The organism is Rania fehmarnensis, from assembly GCF_056494185.1.
Genome location: NZ_CM151398.1, coordinates 2,998,398 through 3,023,043, shown reverse-complemented (window position 1 = coordinate 3,023,043; position 24,646 = coordinate 2,998,398). Strand labels below are relative to the sequence as shown.

Below are 24,646 nucleotides of genomic sequence, written 5' to 3'. Positions count from 1 at the left end.
TTTGACTTTCTGATGTAACGGAAGCCCGTAGCGGAAGCCGTCAAGGCTTTCGTCTTCGTAGCGGAAGCCGTCAAGGCTTTCGTTCTCATATCTTCCTTGCCAAACGGACCCCGCGCGAAATGGACGGATCGAAATGCTTGACGCATTCCGCTACGGCCTACGGCCGCCTGCAGGCTGGAAGCCATACCTAGTGGCATGTTAGGCTACTGCGCTGCGTACAGGGAACTTGTGCGAGCTTACATTCCATCCTTTGAGAGAGCAATGGGCGAACCGATGAGCGTACCAATGAGCTACACGACCAACCGCATTTTGTTTGTTTGCCTGGCCAGTGGCTGGTTATTGACCGCCGGCGCCTGTCGCGGGCAAGAGGGTGCGGCCAAGCAGCCGCGCAGCTTGCTGCGCGAGGCACAAGCTGCCTACCGAGCTGACAAGTATGACGAAGCGGCCAAGTTGGCGGCACAGGCCGGTGACCTCGCACCCGAAATGGCTGACATCCAGCAAGTGGCGGGTGAACTCCTCTTTTTGAGCGGCCGAGCTGAGCAGTCGATTCCCTATTTCGACAAAGCCAACAAGCTGATGCCGGAGAATGCTCCGCGTAACTGGCAGCGAGGCGTGGCGTTGGGTTGTATCGGCAAGTTTGCCGAAGGTGCCGATCAATTCGGTTCGCATCATGACGTAAATCCTGACGACGTTGAGAATTCTGCGTGGTACTTTTTATGTGTAGCCAAGACCAAAGGCCGTCAGGCCGCAGAAGCGTCGATCATCAATAGCCGCGGCGATCGACGTCAACCCATGATGTCTGTGCTAAAGATGCTGCAGGGAACGCTTAAGCCGGACGAAGTGTTGGTAGCAGCCAAGACAAATACTAAGGAGGGGCCCGAAAGAAAAATGGCTTTGTTTTACGGATTTCTCTATGTAGGGCTTTACTACGATTCGATCGGAGAAAGTGAAGAGGCGGCGAAAGCGCTGGATAGCTCCATCGCCCACGCCGAGAAAGATTACATGGGCCGCACCGCCCAAATTTACAAAGAATTGCGCTTCGCGAAATCTCCTACCGCCAAGCCAGCCGACTCCAGTCCGAAGTAATGCTGCTTGAACTTCCGCCAATTGCTTACGTAAGCGGCTGAAGAGCAAACTCAGCGTCACCTGCGGAGGTCCCCTACGAGTTCACTGGCCTAGCGGAAGCTTGTTCAAAGGCCAGCTGAACTCATGAAGACTCTCAATCAACCGCTCCGTACCCCTGAACAGACGAAGGCGGAAGAGTTTGAACAGATGAAGCGTCGTATTCATACGAAGCTCGTTGACAAGCTCGACCTCAGCCGCATCGGTGACATGAAAGGCGATGTACTGCGCCGCGAAATTCGCATGGTGGTTGAACACCTCAGCGACGCAGAAAACACATTGCTTAACCGCGCTGAACGCGATCGACTGATCGATGAAGTGCTGGACGAGACCTTTGGTCTGGGTCCATTGGAACTACTGCTGAAAGATTCGACGATCAGCGATATTCTGATCAATGGTCCCAAGAATATCTACGTAGAACGCCGTGGTCGGTTGGAGAAGACCGAAGTCGAGTTTCGCGATAACACTCACCTCATGCAGATCATCGACCGCATTGTTTCCAAAGTTGGTCGACGCGTTGATGAAACCTGCCCAATGGTCGACGCGCGTTTGGAAGATGGTTCGCGTGTGAACGCGATCATTCCACCGCTGGCTTTGGATGGAGCCGCGGTTTCAATTCGCCGCTTCGGGTCCAATCCTCTGAAGCTGGAGGACTTGCTGAACTACAAAGCCATCACGCCTGAGATGGTGATGCTGCTAGAGGGCTGTATCAAGGCTCGACTGAACATCATCATTTGCGGCGGTACGGGTTCCGGTAAAACCACGCTGCTCAACACGCTCAGCAGCTTCATTCAGAACGATCAGCGTATCGTCACCATCGAAGACGCGGCCGAACTGCAGTTGCAACAGGACCACGTGGTACGTTTGGAAACTCGCCCATCCAACATCGAAGGTAACGGCGCCGTAACGGCGACCGACCTGGTTAAAAACGCCCTGCGTATGCGTCCTGAACGCATCATCATCGGTGAGTGTCGTGGTGGTGAAACGCTGGACATGCTGCAAGCTATGAACACCGGTCACGATGGTTCGCTTACCACCATTCACGCCAATAATCCTCGCGACGGTGTGGCCCGTTTGGAAACGATGGTCATGATGGCTGGCTTTGATTTGCCGATGAAGGCCATTCGTCAACAGATCTCCAGCGCCGTGAACCTGATCGTGCAAGCCAACCGTTTACAAGGTGGCCCGCGTCGCGTGACGCACATCACCGAAGTGGTCGGTATGGAACAAGATACGGTGGTGATGCAGGACATTTACAAGTTCAGCCAGGATGGCATCGACGAGAGCGGTAAAGCGTTCGGGCACTTTGAGTGCACCGGTGTGCGTCCTAATTTCATGCATCGTTTGGAATCGGCTGGCGTGCGATTGCCGGCCAGCGCCTTCCGTCAACGCGTAATCATGCAAGCCTAATTCGGTGAAGTCGACTTGCCCGTCGCAACGCCTTAGTTACCCCTTACTAACCGTCAGCCAGAAACGTCGCCAGAGACCGTAACCATGATGACCCTTATAATCATGATCGCCGTGGGTGTGGGTGTGGCCGCATTCATCGGTGGTATTGCTGTGAGCCTGCGGAGTACCGCCGAAGGCACTGCAGCCGAAGATCGCCTCTCGACGCTCACCGGTCAGAAAGCTCGGGCTGGCGAAAAGGCCAAAGGCGAGCGACCTGGGTTGCTGAGCAGTCCACTGGAGGACTCACGCAGCGCCGCCGACGCAATCTTGCTGCGCTTTGGTAACATCACACACTTGATGGAACAAGCCGACGTTCGCATGTCGGGTTCGAAGTTCTTGACCATTTGCGTTCTCGCCGCGGCGGCAGGCGCCAGCGTCTGCGTCTTTACACCAGCACCCAAGTTCTTGATTCCCGTGTTTGCCCTGGGCACTGGGATTCTGCCTGTGTTCTGGTTGCTGATGAAACGCACGCAGCGCATCAAGAAATTCAATAAGCAACTCCCAGAAGCGCTAGAGCTGTTGGGTAGATCACTGCGCTCCGGTCACAGCCTGGCGGCCGGCTTCGGTCTGATCGCCTCGGAAATGCAAGAACCGATCTCCAAAGAGTTCGGCCAAGCATTCGAAGAGCAGAACCTGGGTATTCCACTGGAAACCGCACTTGAATCGATGACCGTTCGCGTGCCCAACATGGACTTGCGGTTCTTTGCAACCGCAGTGGTCCTGCAACGTCAGACCGGTGGTGACCTGGCAGAAATCTTGGACAAGATCGGTAAGCTGATTCGTGAACGATTCAAGTTAGCGGGCACGATTCAAGCGTTGACCGGTGAAGGTCGTTTGTCGGGTATCGTGCTGTTGGCTTTGCCACCAGCCTTGTTTGCCGTGATGTATCGCTTGAACTACGAATACTGCATGGTTCTGTTCCGCGATCCCACGGGCCGTAAACTGCTCGCCGGTGCCCTGGTAATGCAGTTTGTTGGTGCATTAGTTATTCGCAAGATCATTACCATCAAAGTCTAAGGTCGCTTGCAGATGTCGCTCCAATTCATCATTCCGCTGGTTACCTTTATTGGCATCGGTGCTTTTGCCTGGTTGCTGCTGGACTACTTTTCCAGCCAAACAGGCCGCGCCGAAAATCGACTCGATATGCTCAGCGATCCACGCAAGGCTCGCGATGGAGCACGCGATGAAAAGAAATCAGAAGCCATCGCCCGCGTGCTGACCAAAGCTTCGCCTCACTTGGCGGCGCCCCTGACGCCCAAGACAGAAGCCGAGATGAGCAAGCTGAAAAAGGACCTGGTCGAAGCCGGGTTCCGCAGCGAAACTGCGCCAATCGTCTTTACGGCGATTCGCAGTATCTGCGCGCTGGTGTTTCTCTTCGGCGGCGGCGGTGTGGCCCTGTTCGTCAAAGGGCTAAACTATAACGGATTGGTATACACGTTAGTGATTGGGGGCATCGGCCTGTTCGCACCCACCTTGGTACTCAAGTATCTCGGTAATCGTCGCAAGCAACAAATCTTCCTGGGGTTGCCCGACGCCCTCGACTTGATGGTGGTTTGCGTCGAAGCCGGGTTGGGTCTGGACCAGGCGATGCGTAAAGTCAGCGAAGAAATGAAGAAGAGCTATCGAGTGATTGCCGAAGAGTTCGGCATGTGTAACTTCCACCTGCAAATGGGTCGGGCACGCAACCAAGTGCTGCAAGACTTGGGTGGTCGAACCGGGGTCGATGACCTGCGCGCTCTGGCTTCGATTCTCATTCAAGCCGACAAGTTCGGTTCCAGTATCGCTACAGCCCTACGCGTGCAGAGCGATTCGATGCGCGTACGTCGCCAGCAAATTGCTGAAGAAAAAGCAGCCAAGACGGCGGTGAAGTTGATCTTCCCGCTCGTGCTGTTCATCTTCCCCGGTATCTTCGTGGTGCTGGTTGGACCTGCCGGTATCCAAATGGCTCGCGACATGTTCCCCGCCATGGGACCCTAAGCTCACCACCTACAATGTAGCGGAAGCCGTCAAGGCTTTCGTGCATACGATCTCTGCTTCGATTAGCGGAATTCGTCAAGCTCGAAATGCTTGACGCATTCCGCTACCTATGTTGTAGCGGAAGCCGTCAAGGCTTTCGTGCATACGATCTCTGCTTCGGCTAACTGAATTCGTCAGTCCCGAAATGCTTGACGCATTCCGCTACCCGAAATGCATTCCGCTACACCTCGACCACTTGTACGTCGCTACTCTCGCTGGTGTTGGCGATCTCTTCGGACTTGGCTTCCACCTCGACATCTTGTTTGCTGACCGGCGAGCGCAACACGGCGACGGAACATGGTTTCAAGGCATAAGCACTCGTTAGTTGCGGTTTGCCCTGCTCCTTGAGCACCGAGGTATCGAAGAGCCACTCCCAAGGTTCACCGCTCTCCAAATGCGGCAGCGTAAACGGAATCTCGTTGGCATGATCTGCATTGAAGATCATCAAGATGTGATCGGCAATGATAGGCTCGCCATACTCATCAACGTCGACCTTGCCACCGCACAAGTGCACACCCAAACAGCGTACATGCGGGTTGTTCCAGGCTTCATCCGACATTGTTCTACCCGACGGCTCTAGCCAGGCTATCTCGGGCGTGCTGTTACCGCGCAGCGACTTGCCGTGAAAGAAACGCCGACGTTGGAAAACCGGTTGCTCCTTGCGAATGCTGATCAGCAGTTTCACAAAGGCTAACAGATCTTTCTGAGCATCGGAGAATTCCCAGTTCATCCAGGTCAATTCATTGTCTTGACAATAGCAGTTGTTGTTGCCTTGTTGGGTGTGGCTGACTTCGTCACCTTGCAAGAGCATCGGCATGCCTTGAGACAGCAACAGTGTCGCTAACATCGCGCGCTTCTTACGCTCGCGGAGGTCATTGATCTCCTCATCATCAGTGGGACCTTCGGCTCCACAATTCCAGCTATCGTTGTGGTCGGCCCCGTCGCGATTGTCTTCCAAGTTGGCTTCGTTATGCTTGCCGTTGTAGCTAACCAAGTCGTTCAGCGTAAAGCCATCGTGACAAGTAATGAAGTTGATACTGGCGTGTGGTCGGCGACCGTTCCATTGGTATAGGTCGCTTGAGCCACTGATGCGCGTGGCGAATTCCGAGGCCACGCCACCGTCACCTTTCCAGAATCGGCGTACGCAATCGCGATAGCGTCCGTTCCACTCCGACCATCCCATCGGAAAGTTGCCGACCTGATAGCCACCCTCACCCAAGTCCCAGGGTTCTGCGATCAGTTTGACTTGGGATAATACTGGGTCTTGGTGAACAATATCGAAAAACGCGCCCAGCTTGTCCACTTCATGAAGTTCGCGGGCCAAGGTACTGGCCAGGTCGAAGCGGAAACCATCAACATGCATGTGGGTGACCCAATAGCGCAGCGAATCCATAATGAACTGCAGTACGCGTGGGTTGCGCATGTTTAGCGTATTACCGCAGCCGGTGTAATCCATGTAATAGCGTGGATCTTGCTGGGGCAATCGATAGTAACTGGCATTATCGATTCCGCGGAATGAAACCGTCGGTCCCATCTGGTTACCTTCGGCAGTGTGGTTGTAAACCACGTCCAAAATGACTTCGATGCCCGCATCATGCAGCGTGCGAACCATCATCTTAAATTCACGTATGACTTCATGCGGATCATTGGCAGCCGCGTAACGCGGATCAGGTGCGAAGAAGCCCAGTGTGTTATAACCCCAGTAGTTAACCAGGCCTTTCTCCTGCAGATACCGATCGTTGGAATGCAGTTGAACAGGCAGCAGTTCAACGGCGTTGACGCCCATATCGGTTAAGTGTTTGATGGCATCGGCGCAGCTCAGGCCCGCATAGGTGCCGCGTAGCTCTTCGGGTATATGCTGGTTCAGCTTGGTAAAGCCCTTGACATGGCATTCGTAGATCACCATTTGATGCGAAGGAATGCGCGGCAATCGATCTTCGCCCCACGTGAATGCTTGATCGATGACCATCCCTAGAGGCGCATCGGCAGCGTTGCACAAGGGACTAAATGACAGATCGGCTTGAGCGTCACCCACAATGTATCCGTGCGATGCGTCCGTCCACTTCGGCAAACGACCAATACCTTTGGCGTATGGATCCAGTAGTAATTTGTTGGGATTAAAGCGATGCCCCGAGGCAGGTTCGTAAGGGCCGTAGACACGATAGCCATAGAGTTGCCCTGGACGACACTCGGGCAAATACACGTGCCAGACCATATCGGTATGTTCGGGCATGACCACCCGCACTGGCTCTTTCTTGTCCTCAGCAGAATTGAAGAGACAGAGTTCAACTTTGGTCGCGTTTTCGCTATACAGAGCAAAGTTGACTCCACGTCCATCCCATGTAGCCCCCAATGGATAGGGTCGGCCTGGCCAAACACGCATCGACGCACTCCTCGCGCAAAAAAGTGAAAACAAAGAATTGCCGGGGCGTAAGAGCAACTTGTGTGCCACCTTGGAGTGCGGTGCCATCTGGCATCGCTTTGATGTAAGAGAAGTCTCCAGCCGCAGCCTGAGTCACTCTGAAAGTCTGGAGTCGCTTAGTGAGTGCAGGCTGCGGTACCGTCACACTTACATCAAAGCTACGGCTAACGCCGCAGCACTCCAAAGTGCAGCTAGAGGGCGTGACGGGCTACGGTCATGTCGCGAGCTGAAGATAGCTGGCCGGTGGCTATGTCCAGGACCGGCGTTTCGGGAGCCAGTTCGGCCAAGGCTTCCACACTACGCCAATGGCATGAGAGCAAGATGGTTTGTACCGATTCTTGCCAGTGAATAAGGGTGCGAAGCGCGATGCGCGCGCGAGTGTCATCAAAGTTCACAAAACAATCGTCCATGATGACCGGCAGTGGTTCATGAGTTTCATTGAAGTGCGTGATAAAGGCCAGGCGGATCGCCAGGTAAAGCTGCTCGCGCGTGCCGGTGCTCAATTTATCTGGCTGCCAGGCATTGCCGTGCTGGTCGCGCACTGCAAAGCCACCATGCTTGCCACTGTCATGTTCAACCATCGCATAACGATCGTCGGTCAGTTCTTTAAAAAAGCGTCGTGTGTGTTTCAGGAGTTGAGGCTCATGATCACGCGTGAAGCGATCGATGGTGCGCGCCAGCAGTTCACCGGCCAGGCGATGGACGGCCCATTGCTCGGACAGATCGACCAACTCCGATCGTAGCCTCTTCAAACGCTGCTCGGCTTCCAAAGCGGCCGAGCCTTGCTGTTTAAATTCCAGCTCGCGGGCCATACCACCCACGGCTTGTTGGGCAGCCGTCACATCGGCTTCCAAACTGCTGACCTGCGCATTCAAAGTGGCCACCGTAGCAGTGACAGTTCGCGGGTGCAGTTCTGAAAGCTCACGCAGAAATTCATTCAGCGATCGGCCATCGGCATTGCTCTCCAGGGCTGCGGCTAACTCGACTTGTTTAGTACGCAGTTGAATTACCGTCGCAGCTTGTTGGATCCAGCCCTGTACCTGCGGGATGGATTGGCCACCAATGCGCTCTACCAATTGCTGCTGATCGGCTTCGATCTGGTTGACCTGCGCGGCCCGCTTGCCGCATTGCGATTGTTGATCGGCGATCAGATTGGCCAGTTCAACGCGCCGATGATCGGCTCGCTGGCGATTCAGAAATTGATCCATCCAAGTTGTAGCATGCACCTCGGGTAAATTGGTCAACTCGGATACGCCCAGACGTTGGCCAAGCTCTTGCGCGAGCGCTGCAAACTTCTGCAGGCTCTGCTCTAGTGCCATTCGACGCTGACGTAATTCTTCTATCCGCAGGGCCAATTTCTGACAGCGTCGCAAGCCTTCAATGCGCACGGGCACTTCTGCCAGCGGCCATGATTCCGGTAGCCCCACCGCTGTCAACACTTGTTCGGCCGAGGCTCGCTGCTGCTCAAGCCGCCGTTCCAGTTCGCCGCGCTCGGACAAACTGGAGCTGTAGGTCTGCTCAAGCCCCTTGATCATCGAAGCCTGGGCTTCGACCGTGGTCAACTGCGAACGCAAGCGCGCCACCAATTGTTCCGCTTGGCCCAACGAAGTACAGTCGGCGGCCTCTGGCCATTGTTGGCACAGGGCCGCTCTCGCTTGGGTATAGGCCGTTTCAGCAGCCTGCAAGTCGACCAGTTTTTGATCGATAGCAGATTGAACTGGCTGCCACTGCGCGTAAGCTTCGAGCCATTCGACTAATGTCTGGCAGTGCGCGTGGCTGTCCGGGTTTTGTGTAACTCGCTTGGTCAATGCACAACCTGACCATAATTTTTGCCAGGCACTGTTCAGTTGTTGCTGAGTTTGCGTGGCGGCCTGAACCTCGCGAGCGGCTTGGGTGGCCGCTTGACCCAATGCGGTTAACTCACGCTGCTTGGCGGCCAACATGGCCACTTGTTCGACGGCAGCCAGCATGGCTCGCACCGCCGCATCGGACTGCTCGTTCAAGCACCGCAACTGCGCCAGTCGCTCTTCGTGTTCGGTGGGACTAACCGTCGAGGCTAGCAAGGGTGTACGCAGCTCTTCATGCCAGTGAGTTACGATCTGATCACGCTGGCACCAAATGGCTTCCAGTTCAGGCAACGATTTAACGCCCGCTTTGGTCTGCGACTGCGTGATATCGGCTTGCAGCTTCTCTTGCTGATGCTCAATTCTTTTCAGCGCTTCACCAGCTTGTTTCACTTCGCGCTCTGCTTGCTGCAGTTGACCGTATAGCGTTCGTGCGTCGCCCAGCGCGGGAACAGGCAGGTCGGTAGCGATCGCGAAGCTGTCAGCGATATTGTCTGCATCACGAGCCGCAGCCTGCGAACGCACCTGCACATCTGTCAGCGCTTTCGTCAGGCGCTGCAGTGTGTCACTGAGTTGTTTGTAGCGTGGCTCGCTGCGCAGTCGCGTCGCTTCTTTACGATGTTGATCCAATTCGTGGGCCAGCGGACGCAGCGCTCTAAGCTGCGTCTCGATTGCCAAGACACCGTCCCATGTCAACTCTAGCGATGCATTTGACGCAGTGGGCGCGCGATGTGGTTGCAGTTGCTTTTCAGCGACATCGATACGCGTGATGCACTGCGTCAGTTGATTGGACAGTTTATCCAGCGAAGCTCGCGCTGCGTCGATTTCAGCTTGCTGGTTCAAGTCCAGCTTCAGTGTTCGCCATCGCGAATCGTGCAGCGTCCAACCAAGTTTGCGCAGCGCTTCACCCAACTCGCGTTCTAGTTCACTCAGTTCGCGCGTGCAGTCGGCCAGTTGACCGCGCCAAGTGGGCACTTCGCGCGCTTGTTTACCGAGAGCAATCGCTTCGGCATGATGAGCGGCAGCGCCTTCGGCACTTGGCAGGCTGGACAGTTCACCCTGTAGCTCTTGCAGCTTACGCATCTCACTGGATAGTTCGCCGCGCAGTCCTGCCAGGCGATTACACATTACCGTCCATTCGAGACGGAACTCACTATCGAGTGCGGCAGGCACGTTGAACTGACTGAGCGATTGTTCGACCTGTTGATATTGAGTGGCGGCTGGCAAAGCAGCTTGCTGACGCTGGGCCGCTATCAGTTGCTGTCGGAGCCCGGTAAGTTGGTCTTGCTGCAGTTGGACTTGGGCTTGAGCCTCCGTCAACCTGGTGCGCAGCGTCGCCACATCAGCTGGCAAGGTTAACACGCTCTCCAGGTGTTTTTCCGCCTCTTCAATTTCAGCCAGTTTGGCATTGATCGTGCCCGAAGTGCCTACGCGTTTCAGTGAAGCACCTAGAAACTCTTCGATTCGATTCTGCACTGCTTGCAAGCGGGCCAGGCCTCCAAAGCCGCTGGAAGACAATGCTTGCTCGATAGGTGCATGCACTAGCGCCTTCTCACCACTGCGGAGTTCGTCGAGTGAGAATCCAAACAGGCTCTGATACGCTTTCAGATCGAGACCACTGGCCAACTCGTTCCATTCGATTTCGCTGAGCGGAATTTTGCCATCGATCGACGCGGTAAAGCCATCGCTATTTTTCTTCTGACGATTGAACCGAATGCGACGTCCATCGGCCAGCGTAACTTGCCCTTCGGCCGACATCGTCTTGCCGGTGATGTAGGCCGAATTGCGCGGAAAACCCAGCAAAGCTTGACGCAAACCGTTCAGCGCGGTGGTCTTGCCCGATTCATTGGCACCGTAGATGAGCACCAGTGGTTGACCGTCGAAACGGAACCGCTTGCTACCGTAGATACCGAAGTTCTCGAGATGTATGGACTCAATCTTCACGGCGACTCATCCTCCGCCACCCACGCTTCCAACAGTTGTTCTGCCTGCCCGAGCAGTCGCGAAAAAGCTTGCGATTGTCCGGATTCATTCCAGAGTTGCCAATCAGTTTGACTGAGCGGACCACGCGCTTTGCGACCGAGCTCTTCCAGTGATTTAAGAAGTTGTTTCTGCAAAGCAGGTTCACATTGAATATCAGCCACGACATCGCGGAGCGTACCGAGTGGCAACTCTAAATCACCGCGCATTTGACGATTGCGCCAAGCGGTGGTTTCGACCTTGATCGACTCCAACCACACGCCACCTAGATCGCGCATTTTGCATGAGAGTGTGTCTGCCAGGTTATCGCGAGCCATAATGCTCGATAGTGGTGCGTGAAGTCGAGAGGCACCGGTGAAACGCACGCGCACCGCCAATTGTCGACCAGCATGTTCGGCCTGCAAGCCTTCGCATGCACCAAAGACCATTTCGCTCAGGTCGCTCAGCTGTTCATTTTCGCCGACATCCACCTCGAGTTCGAACCACCGCACACTGTCGGTCGGTACAAATTCGACGCGTTCAATCGCCCGGTCGCGCACATGCACCAGGTGACAACCTTTGGCACCACACTCTCGCACATGACGGCCCTGCGTGTTGCCGCTGAAACCGATCCAACAGCGATCGCTGAGCGAAACGACGGTACGCAAGTGAATGTGTCCCAACGCCCAATAATCGTAGCCGCGACCTTCCAGCACATCGACCGTTGTCGGCGCATAAGGTTCATGGCCGCTGGCACCCACGAGCGACGTATGCAGCATGCCGACATTCAAGTAGCCACTTAGGGCTTCGGGATAAGTGGCCGCGATGTTCTCGTACACCGCCCGCGCGCCAAAGCTCTGACCATGAATGGCCAGTCCGCAGTGATCGACAATGTGCGTGGTAGCCTTGTCGGCGCCCAGTTCGGTGACGCCGCTGGACCATTTGACGCTGCGCGAGGCATTGCTGAGCGAATCATGGTTGCCGCGAATGAGTACCACGGCGATACCCGCTGCGGTCAGCTTTCGAAACTGGCTATCGATCCACAATGCGGCCGACGCATCGCGGACCGGACCATCAAAGAGATCGCCCGCGATCAAGACCGCCGACACCTGCTGCTGCAGCGCGGTTTGCACCATGGTTTCCACTGAACGCCGTGAGGCCAGCGCGACCTGCCTGGCGGTGGCTTCATCCAAGCTGCGCAGATGATCGAGCGGACTATCCAGGTGGATATCGGCTGCATGAATAAATCGAAAATCGGTCATGCGATTTTATTACCAGGCCAGGTGAAGTTGTTTGTATCGGAGGTGCGGTGAAGGCGGCGCATGATCGTCGCAGCGTACGCAGCGATCGCCCGAAAGTAAGACCAACGAACAATCGATGCGTTCGATTGGCAGGCTGAGCATGCGTGAGACGACCTGCGCGTAGGCTCGCAACTGCGGTCGATGATGTTCCACCCGCTCGTGAGTCCAATCTTCGATATTCATGCGACCGTCCCAACGATCGGTCTTGTAGTCGAGAATCTCAGCCGCAATCACTTTGCCCTGATGCTTGATCACGACCAGGCGGTCGATCGTACCATCGATCAGTTGATTGTCGAGTATCAGACTGATGCGTCGTTCGTTCTCGACACATATCTCATCGGGTGTTACCCCGGCATACTCGCGGGCATAACGCTCCGGGGTCAACGCCGATTGCACGGAGTCAAGATTTAGCATGCGCGAAAAATTGGCCAGTTCCTTGTCCAGCGACACGTGCCGCAGTTCTTCGGGCGTCAGCGCATTGACCGCCGCTTCGCGCAAGCGGTCTTTGTCCATCTTCTTGTGTTTACGCTTGGGTGCAGCGGTGGCACTGGCTTCTGTGCTGGGATCCTTGACTGTGTCGAGCCACTGGACTTGTTCGAAGCAGGCATGGATCAACGTACCAATGGCTGCGCCCACCGATTCACTCACGGTAAAGATAGCGTCGAAGTCAACGGAGTTCGTGGCCGCCATCGAACTCGGGGCTGCAACGCGATAGCCGCGCTGCGGCGCCTGTTGGCCATCGGTCTGTAGCGTAATCCTCGCTTGTACGAGAGAGGGCGCGATATCGGCAGTGGCGGCCGCAACGGTTGCTACTGCTGAACTCTTCGGCACCGCAATCTTGGCGTCATACCAGTCAGCCAGGCCGCGCTCATACAGAACTGTCTCGGGCTTCTTGTACAACTCTTTTTCGCTGAGCGTTGATTGCAAGATGGCTTCGCATGTTTGCGAGGCGTTATCACCTTTGGCCACGCGTGGACCGGTGATTACATACAGCGCGTTACGAGCGCGTGTCATTGCTACATATAACACGCATAACATCTCACGCACGCTCTGAGCTTTGCGCAAATGGAACGCTTCGCGCCATTCCGTCGGTAATAGACTCTGCACGTTTTCGTTCATGTATCGCAGCACACCGATTGGCGGCGAACAGGGATCGGTCGAGCGCGTGACCATCAGCGGTGGATGACCCGAGAGCGGTATATCCAGGTCGGGCAAGAAAACGGCGTCGAATTCGAGTCCCTTACTGCTGTGAATCGTCATGACCTTGACCTGCGCTTCGCTGGGCAAGGCAACTTTTTGTTGCTCGACAAATGTTTCGAAATCGCGCAGGCGATGAGTGAACTGCGATTGGAACTGATAAGCCAGCGTGATCAACTGCGTCAGTCGATGTTGCTCCCACCACGAAAGATTCGGAGCCAATAGATCGCATAACCCACTAATGGCCTGGCCCAAGCCAACTCTGGTGACCTGTTGCCACATCCAAGCCGCAATGCCACCGGCCCGCGTGCGGACTTCTGGTGGAAGTTGCGTAGCCAGCTGGGAATTCATCACATGAAAAGCAGCAATCGAATCGCCAGGGTGATCAGCCAGGTGAACCAACGACAGAATCAATTGCACGGCCGCCGAATCGGTCAGGGGGTTCCCACCTTCTTGCGAAGCAGATACGCCACGCTGCCGCAGCAGTTCAATCATCAGCGCAACCTTGCGATTCTCGCGAAAGAGCACCCCAATGTTTTGCTTCGGAGCCTTGGCCGCCAATTCGGCAATCATCTGCGCCGAGTACTCCAGTTCGGCAATCTCTTTTTCCTCGCGCGGTAAATCGGATTCGCAGACAATCCCGTTCTTGACCAGCACATAACCTGGCATCTTATCACGGGTCGTCTGGTGCTCTGGGAAGTGATTGCTCCAGTGAAAAGCAACCTCGCCACAATCGGCGAAATTCGAATGGCGCGGTAGATGATGAAAGACTTCGTTGACAACCTGGATCACTTCCGGACTGCTGCGGTAACTTTTGCTGAGCGATTGCTCGGTCAAGTTGCCGACGCTTTCGGTTACCGTATCAAAGATCTCGGCTACGCCACCACGCCAACCATAGATGGCCTGCTTGGTATCGCCCACGCAGAAGAACGAATGATGGGGCGTAATCTCTTGGGTCAGTGGCACTGCCAACGGTTCAATGATCCGCCATTGATCGGGCGCGGTGTCTTGAAACTCGTCGAGCAACAAATGATGGATGCCGCAGTCCATCCGCAGCATGAGTTGCTGTTGGTCAATTTGGATCAGCGGCAAGTCACTGGCCGATCGGGATGACTGGTCCACGGCCGATCCCGAAGTCATCTCCAAGCCCGATGCAGGTTCCGCAGCCCCACGCGGCAAGTTATGGGTTTCCGGATTCAGCCAACGCGACAAAAGAAAGGTAATATCAGCAAAGGCCAACATGCGTTGCCGGCGGAGCAGGGCCATGTACTGACTGTTGAAATCATCCAGCAGCTCATACGCAGCGCTGGACTGTGCTCTGCGGACCGGCAATAGTTCAGCTGCGCATTTGCGGCGCAAAGTCAAAATATTGTCGAGCATTTTTGGCGAAAGCTCGCGGCCATAATATTTGCCGGTTTCCACGGCGGCATTCATTAGGCCGTTGCCTACGACGTTTTCCCAATCTCCGATAAAGGCCGATTGGACCATCTTGTCTTGTTGCGTCTTGATACTCTTATGCTGAGGATCGTAATGCTCGAGAAATTCGAGCGAGTGACGAAACTCGGCTTCTGGTGGCGAGTTGGGCACAGCCAAATTATTGAACGCAGGTTCGTCTGCGGCTCGGTAGTAGTGATAGGCACCTTGTACGGTCTCTTCGATCTCAGCGGCCACCGAGCGTTTGGTATCGCCTTTGGCCAACATGCGCACGAGGCTGTTGAGGGTGCGCTGGTCGCTGCCGTCGAGCATCCGCTGGATCGCTTGCATGCGCACGGCGGCTTCGCGCACCGGATCGATGGCACTCCAGCCTGGTGCTAGATGCAATTCAAGACTAAAGGTCCGCGCAATCTGCGCATAAAAACTGTCGAGGGTGCTGACGCGAAAGCGATGCAACTGGCGCGTGGTCCGGCGCAGCGCCGCCAGGCAATCGGCCTGGTCGAACGGCAATTCATGAATTGCTTTCTGCAACTCGGTGAATTCCTTGACATCGATGCAGGCTTTCGAAAGTCGCACCAACACACGCTGCAGAATTTCCCCGGCGGCTTTGCGCGTGAAGGTGGTCGCCAGCACATGCTCGACGCTTTGCCCCGACAGAATGATTTGTAACAAGCGGTTGCTGAGCTGATAAGTCTTGCCGGTACCCGCTGAAGCGCGAATCATCAGTGGCAAGAGCGGCGGCGCGACCGAAGTGCGTTGGGCTTCGTAGCTCTCGTCCAGCAGCCGTTGCGTGGCTTGTTTGGCGATGCGCGGCTCGACTAGTCGCAACGCGTCCGCTGTCGCTCGATTGTCATGAATCGCACGAACAGGCCTGGGCGGAACCGAACTCTGCGTACCCACCAGGCACAGACGCGCGAAGTCATCGTACGCAATGCTCTCGGTGGTCACGGGTTCATATTTGCCGGCCGCTACAGCTTCGATCACGCGCAGCGCCTCTTGATCGGCTTGGGCCAGTTGTGCGCTGGAGAACTCCGCGGCTTCAAAGCCAACTTCCTTGAGACTCTTGGGGATCAAAATGTAGCCAACTTGTGGCTCACAATCGATACCGATAGCGCGCACGATGTGGCGATAGAGCGGCAACTGCAAATCGATCCAACCGGTGCGAGCGTTGTAATGATTGGGGATCGGCTTGGTACCGCTGTCGCTGGTCTTGTAATCCCAGATCGCCCAGCGACCGGAAGCGGGATGATAATCGATGCGATCAATGCGACCCAGAACTTTGATCGGCAGCGGTTTACCACCCAACATCTGTCCGACTTCCAAGACTGCCTGAACTTCGCAGTATTTGGTGACCCAACCTTCCGCCATATGCTCGGCTTGTTTGACGGCGAAGGCAGCCAGACGATCTTGAGCGCCCGCGATTTGTACACGAATGGCCGCAGCGGGATTGGGGCCATACTTCTTTTCAGCTTCCTCTGCCAATTTCGCTTGCAAGAACGCCGCGATGGCTTCAGCATCGGCAGAGTTTTCGATTGGCTGCTGGTGCATTTGTTGCAGCGTGTTGTGAATCAAGTCACCGAATTGACCTGCGTCCAGTTCGGCATCAACATCGTCAATCGTTTTCAGATGGCAGACATGCTTCAAGTAGAAGCGATAGGGACACGCCATGTAGGTGCGAAAGGCTGTCACGCTCAGATGCGGTGGGAGCCGTGTTGAATCAGGCAGTGGTGGCACAAAGGCCGGCTGGGGCTGGACCAGTGATGTTTGCCAGCGTTTGTTCACTTCCGGCAACACGTCGAGGCTATCTTCCGAAGTCAAACGCAGCACCCGCGCGGGCAACTGACGAATATCGCAGGCCAGCAACAAGCGACTGGGCACCAGCGGATCGCCGCTGAGACTATTGCGACCGACGATCACTCGCAGCGAAGTGCGCGAATAGAGCATGACTTGAAACGCATACATATCGCGGGCGTAACGTCGCGCGTTATCGATCATGCCCAACTGCCGCCGCAATTGATTGGGCAAGAACGGGTCAGCGTTAACACTCTCGGGTACGACGCCGTCATGCATGCCAGTGATCAACAGATGCGGTGCATCGTCCATCGTCAAATCCAGCCAACCCAGCATCTCGATAGCGCTAGTCGTCGCGGGTTGCGGGACCAGTTGACCACTCATCGCATTCATCAGCCAATCGATGGCCTGGGCCGGGCCGAGCATCAGCGTTAACTTCTGCGGAATATCGGCCAGGGCTACGATTGCGCTAGCCACCTCACGGCATGCCCACGCCAAACGTTCATCGTCTGCACTGGTGGCATCAGGCACATAATCTCGATAGGCCGCTTGAAAGAGTTTTAGAAGTGGCTGTGTCCATTCATCCAGGCGGCGACTGGGGACCGTTACCGGTTCCAACCACGCATTCACCAGGTTGACCACTTTTTTGTAAGCCGCTGAGCCCTGCGCCTGTTCGTTGACCCAGCGCTCGACAGTGCGTGGCAAGACCTCGCTGTAATAGCGATCGATGTCGGCTAACCAGTTATCACCTAGTTCCGGCAAACGACTCTGAATCATGCGTTGCACGACCGGATGCCGCACCAAAGCCGCAAAATCGACGTAGTTGTGATTGTCGAGATAGTTACCTACCAACTCGAGCAGCTGCGCAGGTTCGCTCTGCGCCAGCGCCGTGCCAGGTCCAAACCGCACCTGGCTACCGGCAATGTTGAGATGCTGTTCCAGCAGCGGAATCAACGATGAGTCAGGCACGCCGATCGTCACATCGCGCGCGTGCACCTGGTCGCCCAGTTCCGCCAGGCAAGCTGCGGTCAGTTCGAATTGATCATTAGGCGAATTGCCAACCAACAGGGCCTCGGGCGGCAAGTCGAGCGTGGCATCTTCCCACTGCTGACTGATCAAGCAACCGAGGTCATCAAAGCGATCCGATAACTCTTCAGGAGCTGCGATCCAGACATGCACCTGCTCGGCAACGGCTGAGATAAAGCCCCGTTGGGCGGCGTTCAAGTCCACCGTGGCCAACATCAGTATGTTGCTCTTGGTGCTCGGTTCGCCCCTTTCCAAGGCTACCAGTCGAGCCGTTTGCACATCCCACAACTCCAGCGAATCAAGCACACCCAGATAGCGACGTTGCACCTCGGCCAGCGCTCGCCAGCGACTGGCTTCGGGATGTTTGCCTAGCGACTCCACTACGCCATCGAAGTTCAACCGATCGCTGGCCAGTTCGCGATGCACGCCCGACAGCATCTTGCCCAGTTCGAGCCATTGCTCGGGAAAACCCGTTCGCGGCGGCAACGGCAAGACCGATTCTAAGAGCTGAGGATCCGTTTGCTGCAATGCCTCGCACCAGGCCAGGATCTGAATCATCTCGCTGGCAAACGGGAACTTGGCCACATACAGATGCTCGGGCAACTGCCCCACCGTCACAATTTCCGGTGGATACAAGACGCAGCCGGCCGCTTGCGCGCGCAGGGCTAGTAGTTCCTGCAGACGACGCTTAGCCAGACTGCTGGGCAAAACAACCAACCAGCGACGAAGATCCCATTGTCCTCCTTGAGCATGCTGAGCAAAGAGTCGCTCGGTGGCTGCTTGGAGAATAGGCTTGGTCCAACCAATAAATGTCCGCTTGGGAGAAGTTGTCATCGGTTCCATCGCCTTCTTCTTAATCCTGATCCCAACGCCTCTTATTGTTGCACAATCACAGCATTTGTGGGACTAGGCGTAGCGGCAGAGACTTTCCCCTGCAAAAAGAGTCGCCTGCCACCGAGAAAAGATAGCCAGAGCCGTGACACCTTTGGTCAATGCTGGCAATTAACCCGTAGCGGAACGCGTCAAGCGTTTCGGCAGTGTAGCGGAGATTCTGTAGCGGAACGCGTCAAGCGTTTCGATGAAACGGAAAACCTAAGCCTTGCCGGCTTCCGCGACAGGGAAGAATTAGAAAACGAAAGCCTTGACGGCTTCCGCTACAGGGACTCATAGCACAGCATGGCGCCCTGGAGCAACTGAAACAAAGCGGCCGAGCGATCTCCATTTTTGGCTTCGAGCAGCTTTTGGGCGGTGCTGTGCAGTCGAGCATTGCCAGCCTGTTCACCCACCAGGCCCGCGATGTGATCGACTTGTTGCGACCAGCTCAGCTGGCTATTGGTCAACCGCTTGATAAAGACGCTTTGAGCCCCGGTTGGTCCTAAAGAACGAACCAAGTACGTGGTCGGCGGTTCACTCTCGATCGACTTGGCCGGCGCGAGATTAGGCACCACGGGTTCGTTCAGCAGTGCCGGAGTTGGCTGAGCCAACATGGTTCGACGGTCCGTGGTATTACCCGACCAGCTGTCGACCAGCGCTAAAGCGCGATCCAAGGAGCCGGTTGTAGCTGCGGGTTTCGGTACATAGGCAGCGAAGTTGGTAACTGCTTGTTGCCAGCGACCGACTTCCGCATCACTGGCGGCCAGCCAACGTGCGCGATCGACTTCTAACGATTGAGCCGCGAACGGACGGCTGGCGACTAACCACGACACCAATTGTCCCATATCGCGATTATGGGCGCGGAATTGTTCAGCCAATTTCACCAGTACTTCGCGCCGCTGCGCCAGACCTTCGCCATCGAGCGCCGAGTGCTGCGCGACCAAGGGGCGACCGAAGACCATGCGCCATGCCATGTTGACGCTGGCTTGATCGGTTACGGTCGTGGTCGCAATCCATTTAGCCAAACTAGCGCGCGGTGTCTGCGCGCCCCCCAGCGATCGCCAGTTATCGCCGCCAGGCAGTCGATAATGAGCAGCTTGCAAGCGACCATCGGGTCGATCGAAGAACACATTGGGCGAGTTGCCACCGGCGAACAGTTGAACTTGTCGATCGATTAAGATTCGCTTGGCATTCTCCTGGCCATTGTCGACATCTATTCCGCTGAAGATGGCCACTAGCGACCAGTACTGATCTTGATCCGTGGTAATCACGCGACCGTTATCACTGGCATCATGACAACGCGCGCAGGCCAGGGCTTCGTCCAGCAACAAGCTGCCCAGCCGACCGGCCAGGCGATGATTGTCATTGCCCGCCAGCGCGGTCAACAAAACTGATTCGGGACGCTCCGACGCGCTGCCAACCACTTCGGCCAGAACTTCGTTCCAAGGCCTGCGTGCGACAATCTGCTGGGCGAGGTACTTGCGCAAACTGGTAGCAGCCGGATCATTTTTTTCGCCGGCGATCGTTGAACCCTTCAGCCAATATGCGGCTACACGATCTGCCCAGCTCTCGGCAAACGTTGAAGTGCGAACTAGCTTGCCCGCCAATTCGCTGGCCGATTGACCTGTGACTGGCGAATTGGAATCAGCCAGCAGACGATTGATGCGAGCCAGCACCTCTTCGGTCGCAGCGGGTTGGATGTCGCCGAGTTGTTGCGCCGACCACAGCTTGGCAAACTGACTATCGACCCAGCCAATGATCTGGTCGTCGCTTAGACTTGTGACCACTAGAGCCGCGGCGGATCGATCAATGACCAGTTCCGGAATTTTGGCGCTAGAATCAAACGGCAAGTTATCTAGGGGCAGATCGATGCCGGGTGGAGCTTTGCTCACCGCGGGCTTACCGTCGGCCACATGCTGGGCAGGCGCGTTCGATCTAGCAACGCCTTGATCAGGTACATTTACATTGAGATTACCGGCCAAGTTTTCGTTGGCGTCAGATGTGGGCCACACGTTCCAGACTGCTACCGCCAATGCAATGGATGCGGCCAAGGCCGCAATCAAAGGCAGTACGAGTCGCCAAGGACTGGCCACGAGCGTTTCACGGCGATCGGCGGAATCGGTGCTACGGCTAGGAGTGCTAAGATCAGTTTTCGAGTTAGGTGTTGTTTGGGTCGAGGCAGCCAGGCCAGTGCGTAGTTGTTGAAAACGCTCGGCACCCAGTTCTTGACGCAAGCGCTGTTGAATGACTTCGGTCAGATCGGGTGGATGCTGATTGGTCAGCATCTCCTCGAGCAGAGAATCGAAGATTTGTTCGTTATGACTATCGTTCATTGCAACTTGCTCTCTACGCATTCACGTAGTTGTGTTTTGGCTCTTTGCATGAGGTTCTTGGCCCCGTGCTCACTAATATTCAGTTCGTCGGCGATAATGTTCCGCGTGGCTTCGTCGGCGAAGCGCATGCGGAGTGCTTGTTGAGCGCGTACCGTTAAGCGTTTGAAACAATCCTCGAGGGCATCGAGGGCTCGGTTGCCACCATCGAAACCGGCCCAGCGCATCCACGATTGCTCGAAGTCATCGGCGTTCTCAGTGTAAATAACTTTTCCCGATCGCCGCCTGAGCGTGATGAACAGGTTGTGAGCCACGCGGCGCAGGTATGCTGCGGTCGCCTGCTGACTATACTGTTCAAACGGTCGCTTCATCACTTCCAGGAACGTTTCCTGAGTTAAGTCATCGGCCGAGCAGGCGTCGCAACCCAAGGCGCGCAGGTACCTCCACACACCAGCTTGATGGCATGCTATCAATTGCACCAGATCCAGCGGACCGCCACTGGAGTCGCCCACAGTAGCTGCCGTGCTATCGGGTTGTGGCATAGGCTCCCAGGCCCCGTCTTCCTTCAAGCAAACAGTGACTCTCAAGCAAACAATGTCATTTAAGCGAACAGTTCACTAATAACTTTGCCACCGTTGGCAATTTTCATCGGTCGACCGTTCTTGCTCTTATAAGTAGTTTCCAACGAAATGCCCAGCGATTTGCAAACCGTGGCCATAACATCTTCCGACGAATAGGGTTCGGTGGTTACTTCGGTGCCATCTTCGTTGGTCGCCCCAACTGCGATGCCACCTTTCATACCGCCACCGCCCACGACTACGCTCCAAGAGCGAGCCCAATGATCGCGGCCCGCATCGCCATTGATGCGTGGCGTGCGTCCAAACTCGCCCATCCATACGATCGCCGTATCTTGCAACAACCCACGCTCGCTCAGATCGCTAACCAGGGCGCTCATCGCTTTGTCCAGCACTGGCAGACGCTGAGTCCGCAGGTTGTTGTGAATGCCTTGGTGGTCATCCCAACCTCCCAAGTCGACTTCGACAAACGGTACACCAACTTCGACCAGGCGCCGCGCCATCAGGCATCCTCGACCAAAGCCATTGTCTCCGTAACGCTCGCGGACCGCTTGCGGTTCTTGCGCAACTTTAAACGCTTCCATCTGCGAACTGGTCATCAGGTTAAGAGTCTTGGCCAAGATCTTTTGATGATCTTCAGCGGCTTGTCCACGCTTCTGGGCAATGAAGCTCTTTTCCATCAGGTCCAGCACTTTCATGCGCTGCACTAACCGACGTTCATCCAGTCCCATCTCCAAATCATTGACGCGTCCATCGCTGCCTACTGTGAAGGGCGACCAGGCCATACCCAAGAAGCCAGGACCTTCGCTGGCGCCGCCCACAGAAATAAACGGTGGGATCTCCAGTTCGGGCCGTTGGCTCATCAACTCATGCGCCAAGACCGAACCGTAACTTGGATGCTCGACATTAGGATTGGGAACGAAGCCGGTATGCATGTAGTACCGACCGCGCTCATGGTCGGCTTCGCGCGTGCTCATCGAACGCACGATAGCCATATGATGCATCTGCTGGGCCATCAGTGGCAAGTGTTCGCAGATCTGCACATCTCCCGAAGTGCTTATCGGTTTGAATGGACCACCGGTGGCTGCGCCGGGTTTAAGGTCCCACAAATCGATGGTGGCTGGACCACCACCCATCCACAACAGAATGGCCGACTTGCGATTCTTCTTCAGTTCTTGAGCATGCACCTGCAGCGAGTGGCCCATCGCCAGCGACGAACCCAGGAGCGCTCCAGCGCCAGCCGCATGCTTCATAAAGTGTCGGCGCGACATGCCCGACGGAGTACGCGAATGCTGCCACAACATGGAAAGGCTCCGGCCGAAAAGGTGTAAGGTGTAAGGTGTAAGGTGTAAGGTGTAAGGTGTAAGGTGTCAGGTGTCAGGTGTCAGGTGTCAGGTGTCAGGTGTCAGGTGTCAGGTGTAAGTGGTAAGTGGTAAGTGGTAAGTGGTAAGTGGTAAGTGGTAAGGTGTTTTCCTACTCCTACTCCTACTCCTACTCCTACTCCTACTCCTACTCCTACTCCTACTCCTAAAACGTACAGGCCCGCTAACCCCTGAAATTGCCTACGCTGGCAATGCCCAGCGCGGGCCTGTACGTGTTTATCTCAGCTAGTGGATAATGATGAACTCGTTGCTGTTGAGCACTGCCCACCACATATCCTGCAACATCTCGCCCATATTATTGCTGCGAGCCTTCAGCAAGGCCGCAGCCAGGTTGATTTCGTCTGGCCGCGCTTTGCGTGACAGGCCGGCCGAAAACAACATTTGAACTTTGTCGGCTGGCTTGCCAGGGGCATCAGCCAGATTCTTCAAAAAGCTACCTGAATCCAGTTGCGTGGTCCGCTTGACCAGATCGCCATTGAACATCATCAACGCTTGCGGAATCGTACCATTGAAGGTCGTCGCTTCATCACCTTCATCGGTTCCAAAGGCCACCACAAACTGACGCAACCAGCGATCGCGCTCGGCTTGCTGTTGCTCCAGCGAACCTCGCGCTTGACCACCGATCGTGATCAGCGATTGATACAACTGCTCAGCCGTCATCTGGCGAATATAGAAGTGAGTGAAGCGTGGCGTTTCACCAACTGTAGGATCGTCGTTCTGATTGGCTTCGATAATGCGACTGCTCAGCTGATAAGGCTGGGAGAGCACGATCCAACGCATCAGTTGGCGAATGTCGTAACTGGACTTGCGAAACTCCTGGCCCAACTGGTCGAGCAACTCACCATTGGATGGCGTGTTGTGGGGTCCCAGATCATCGATCGGGCGCGTGAATCCATAGCCCATGAATTGCGACCACATGCGATTGACGATCATCTTGTCCATAAACTCGCTCGCCAACACTAGCTTGGCTAGTTCCTGACGACGATTCACCTGGCTGACAAACCCCGCATGCGGAATCGGAGTGCCATCGATGAAAACCGGATAAGCGACTTTGGTCAAACCGTTACGTTCTTGATAATAGATCTCGGCGTCTTCCGCCCGACCACCTTCACCCGGAAAGTCTTCATCGGTCAAAGCGGCAAACGAGACATCTTGCGTCCCTGGCGTGAATCGACGCAGTGCGCGGGCTTGGCGAAAAAACGCATTGAACTCCCAAAACTTTTGTTGCTTCCATTGATTAAACGGATGGTTGTGACACTGCGTGCATTGAACTTGCAAGCCCATGAAGATGCGCGATACAGCAGCGGTGGCTTGCACACCATCTTCAGCATCGATGCGTCCGTCTGCGTTGACTTTTTCGATTAAGAAATTCGTGGCACCATTGAAGTCTTCTTCGCCCGGCTTGGTCGCACCACTTGCCGTGATCAACTCCAGGACCATTTCGTTATACGGCTTGTTGCGAGCAAAAGAATCGCGCAAGTACTTGGCCATGCCTTCGCGACTGATCAACGAGTTGTTGCCCGTGCCACCACTGCGCCCGATCAGCAGGTTGCTCCAGATCGTCGCCCAGTGACTGGCGAACTCTTCGGTGTACTGATCGTCGCTGAGCAATTTATCGACCAGCTTCTGACGCTTGTTTTGGTCGCGGTCGCGCAGAAACTCATTCAACTCGGGCAAACTAGGCACGCGCCCAATTACATCCAGAAAAAGCCGTCGGCACCAGATCGAATCCTCTTCCTGCGGCGAGGGCTTCAGCGAGTTGTCTTCCCACTGCCGAGCAATCGATGCATTGATCAGCTGGACCTGAGGAATCTCCTCGCCGACCGCCGGTGGTGCCGCGAACAGGGGGGTAGTGCTAACAGTCAGCAGCCACAGGCAAGCCAAGCCCATAGCCCGAGCAGCCTGTCGACCAACGTTTTTCAACG

General features: G+C 55.7%; 12 protein-coding genes. 4 read left to right on the top strand and 8 right to left on the bottom strand.

Annotation, left to right across the window (positions count from 1 at the left end; translation table 11 throughout):
* Nucleotides 1-273 precede the first annotated feature (273 nt).
* From SH573x_RS10150 to SH573x_RS10135, 4 genes are all read left to right on the top strand, one after another.
* On the top strand, nt 274-1,086 hold the full coding sequence (locus tag SH573x_RS10150) for a tetratricopeptide repeat protein (protein WP_479354692.1): 813 nt from the start codon (nt 274-276) through the stop codon (nt 1,084-1,086).
* 123 nt (nt 1,087-1,209) lie between these two features.
* A complete protein-coding gene (locus tag SH573x_RS10145; protein WP_479354691.1) occupies nt 1,210-2,532 on the top strand; it encodes a TadA family conjugal transfer-associated ATPase in 1,323 nt (440 codons plus the stop codon).
* Nucleotides 2,533-2,616: 84 nt separating this feature from the next.
* The gene (locus tag SH573x_RS10140) at nt 2,617-3,588 is read left to right on the top strand and encodes a type II secretion system F family protein (protein ID WP_479354689.1); all 972 of its coding nucleotides are present in this window, start codon (nt 2,617-2,619) and stop codon (nt 3,586-3,588) included.
* Between the two features lie 12 nt (nt 3,589-3,600).
* A complete protein-coding gene (locus SH573x_RS10135; protein WP_479354687.1) occupies nt 3,601-4,548 on the top strand; it encodes a type II secretion system F family protein in 948 nt (315 codons plus the stop codon).
* Between the two features lie 220 nt (nt 4,549-4,768).
* Here SH573x_RS10135 and glgX read toward each other — a convergent pair whose 3' ends face one another.
* The 8 genes from glgX to SH573x_RS10095 form a co-directional block, all read right to left on the bottom strand.
* The gene (glgX, locus tag SH573x_RS10130) at nt 4,769-6,970 is read right to left on the bottom strand and encodes a glycogen debranching protein GlgX (RefSeq protein WP_479354686.1); all 2,202 of its coding nucleotides are present in this window, start codon (nt 6,968-6,970) and stop codon (nt 4,769-4,771) included.
* 230 nt (nt 6,971-7,200) lie between these two features.
* Nucleotides 7,201-10,797: an AAA family ATPase gene (locus SH573x_RS10125; protein ID WP_479354685.1), complete on the bottom strand. Its 3,597-nt coding sequence runs from the start codon at nt 10,795-10,797 to the stop codon at nt 7,201-7,203.
* A complete protein-coding gene (locus SH573x_RS10120; protein ID WP_479354683.1) occupies nt 10,794-12,074 on the bottom strand; it encodes a metallophosphoesterase family protein in 1,281 nt (426 codons plus the stop codon). The genes SH573x_RS10125 and SH573x_RS10120 overlap by 4 nt, the downstream gene beginning before the upstream one ends.
* 9 nt (nt 12,075-12,083) lie before the next feature.
* A complete protein-coding gene (locus SH573x_RS10115) occupies nt 12,084-18,395 on the bottom strand; it encodes a PD-(D/E)XK nuclease family protein (RefSeq protein WP_479354681.1) in 6,312 nt (2,103 codons plus the stop codon).
* A gap of 320 nt (nt 18,396-18,715) precedes the next feature.
* Nucleotides 18,716-20,767 (bottom strand): DUF1553 domain-containing protein, encoded by a 2,052-nt coding sequence (locus SH573x_RS10110; protein WP_479354680.1) that lies wholly within the window; start codon nt 20,765-20,767, stop codon nt 18,716-18,718.
* A complete protein-coding gene (locus tag SH573x_RS10105; protein ID WP_479354678.1) occupies nt 20,764-21,306 on the bottom strand; it encodes an RNA polymerase sigma factor in 543 nt (180 codons plus the stop codon). The genes SH573x_RS10110 and SH573x_RS10105 overlap by 4 nt, the downstream gene beginning before the upstream one ends.
* A 59-nt stretch (nt 21,307-21,365) precedes the next feature.
* A complete protein-coding gene (locus tag SH573x_RS10100) occupies nt 21,366-22,643 on the bottom strand; it encodes a DUF1501 domain-containing protein (protein WP_479354676.1) in 1,278 nt (425 codons plus the stop codon).
* A 303-nt stretch (nt 22,644-22,946) separates the two neighbouring features.
* Entirely contained in the window at nt 22,947-24,644 is a 1,698-nt protein-coding gene (locus tag SH573x_RS10095) for a DUF1549 domain-containing protein (RefSeq protein ID WP_479354674.1), read from the bottom strand.
* Nucleotides 24,645-24,646 lie beyond the last annotated feature (2 nt).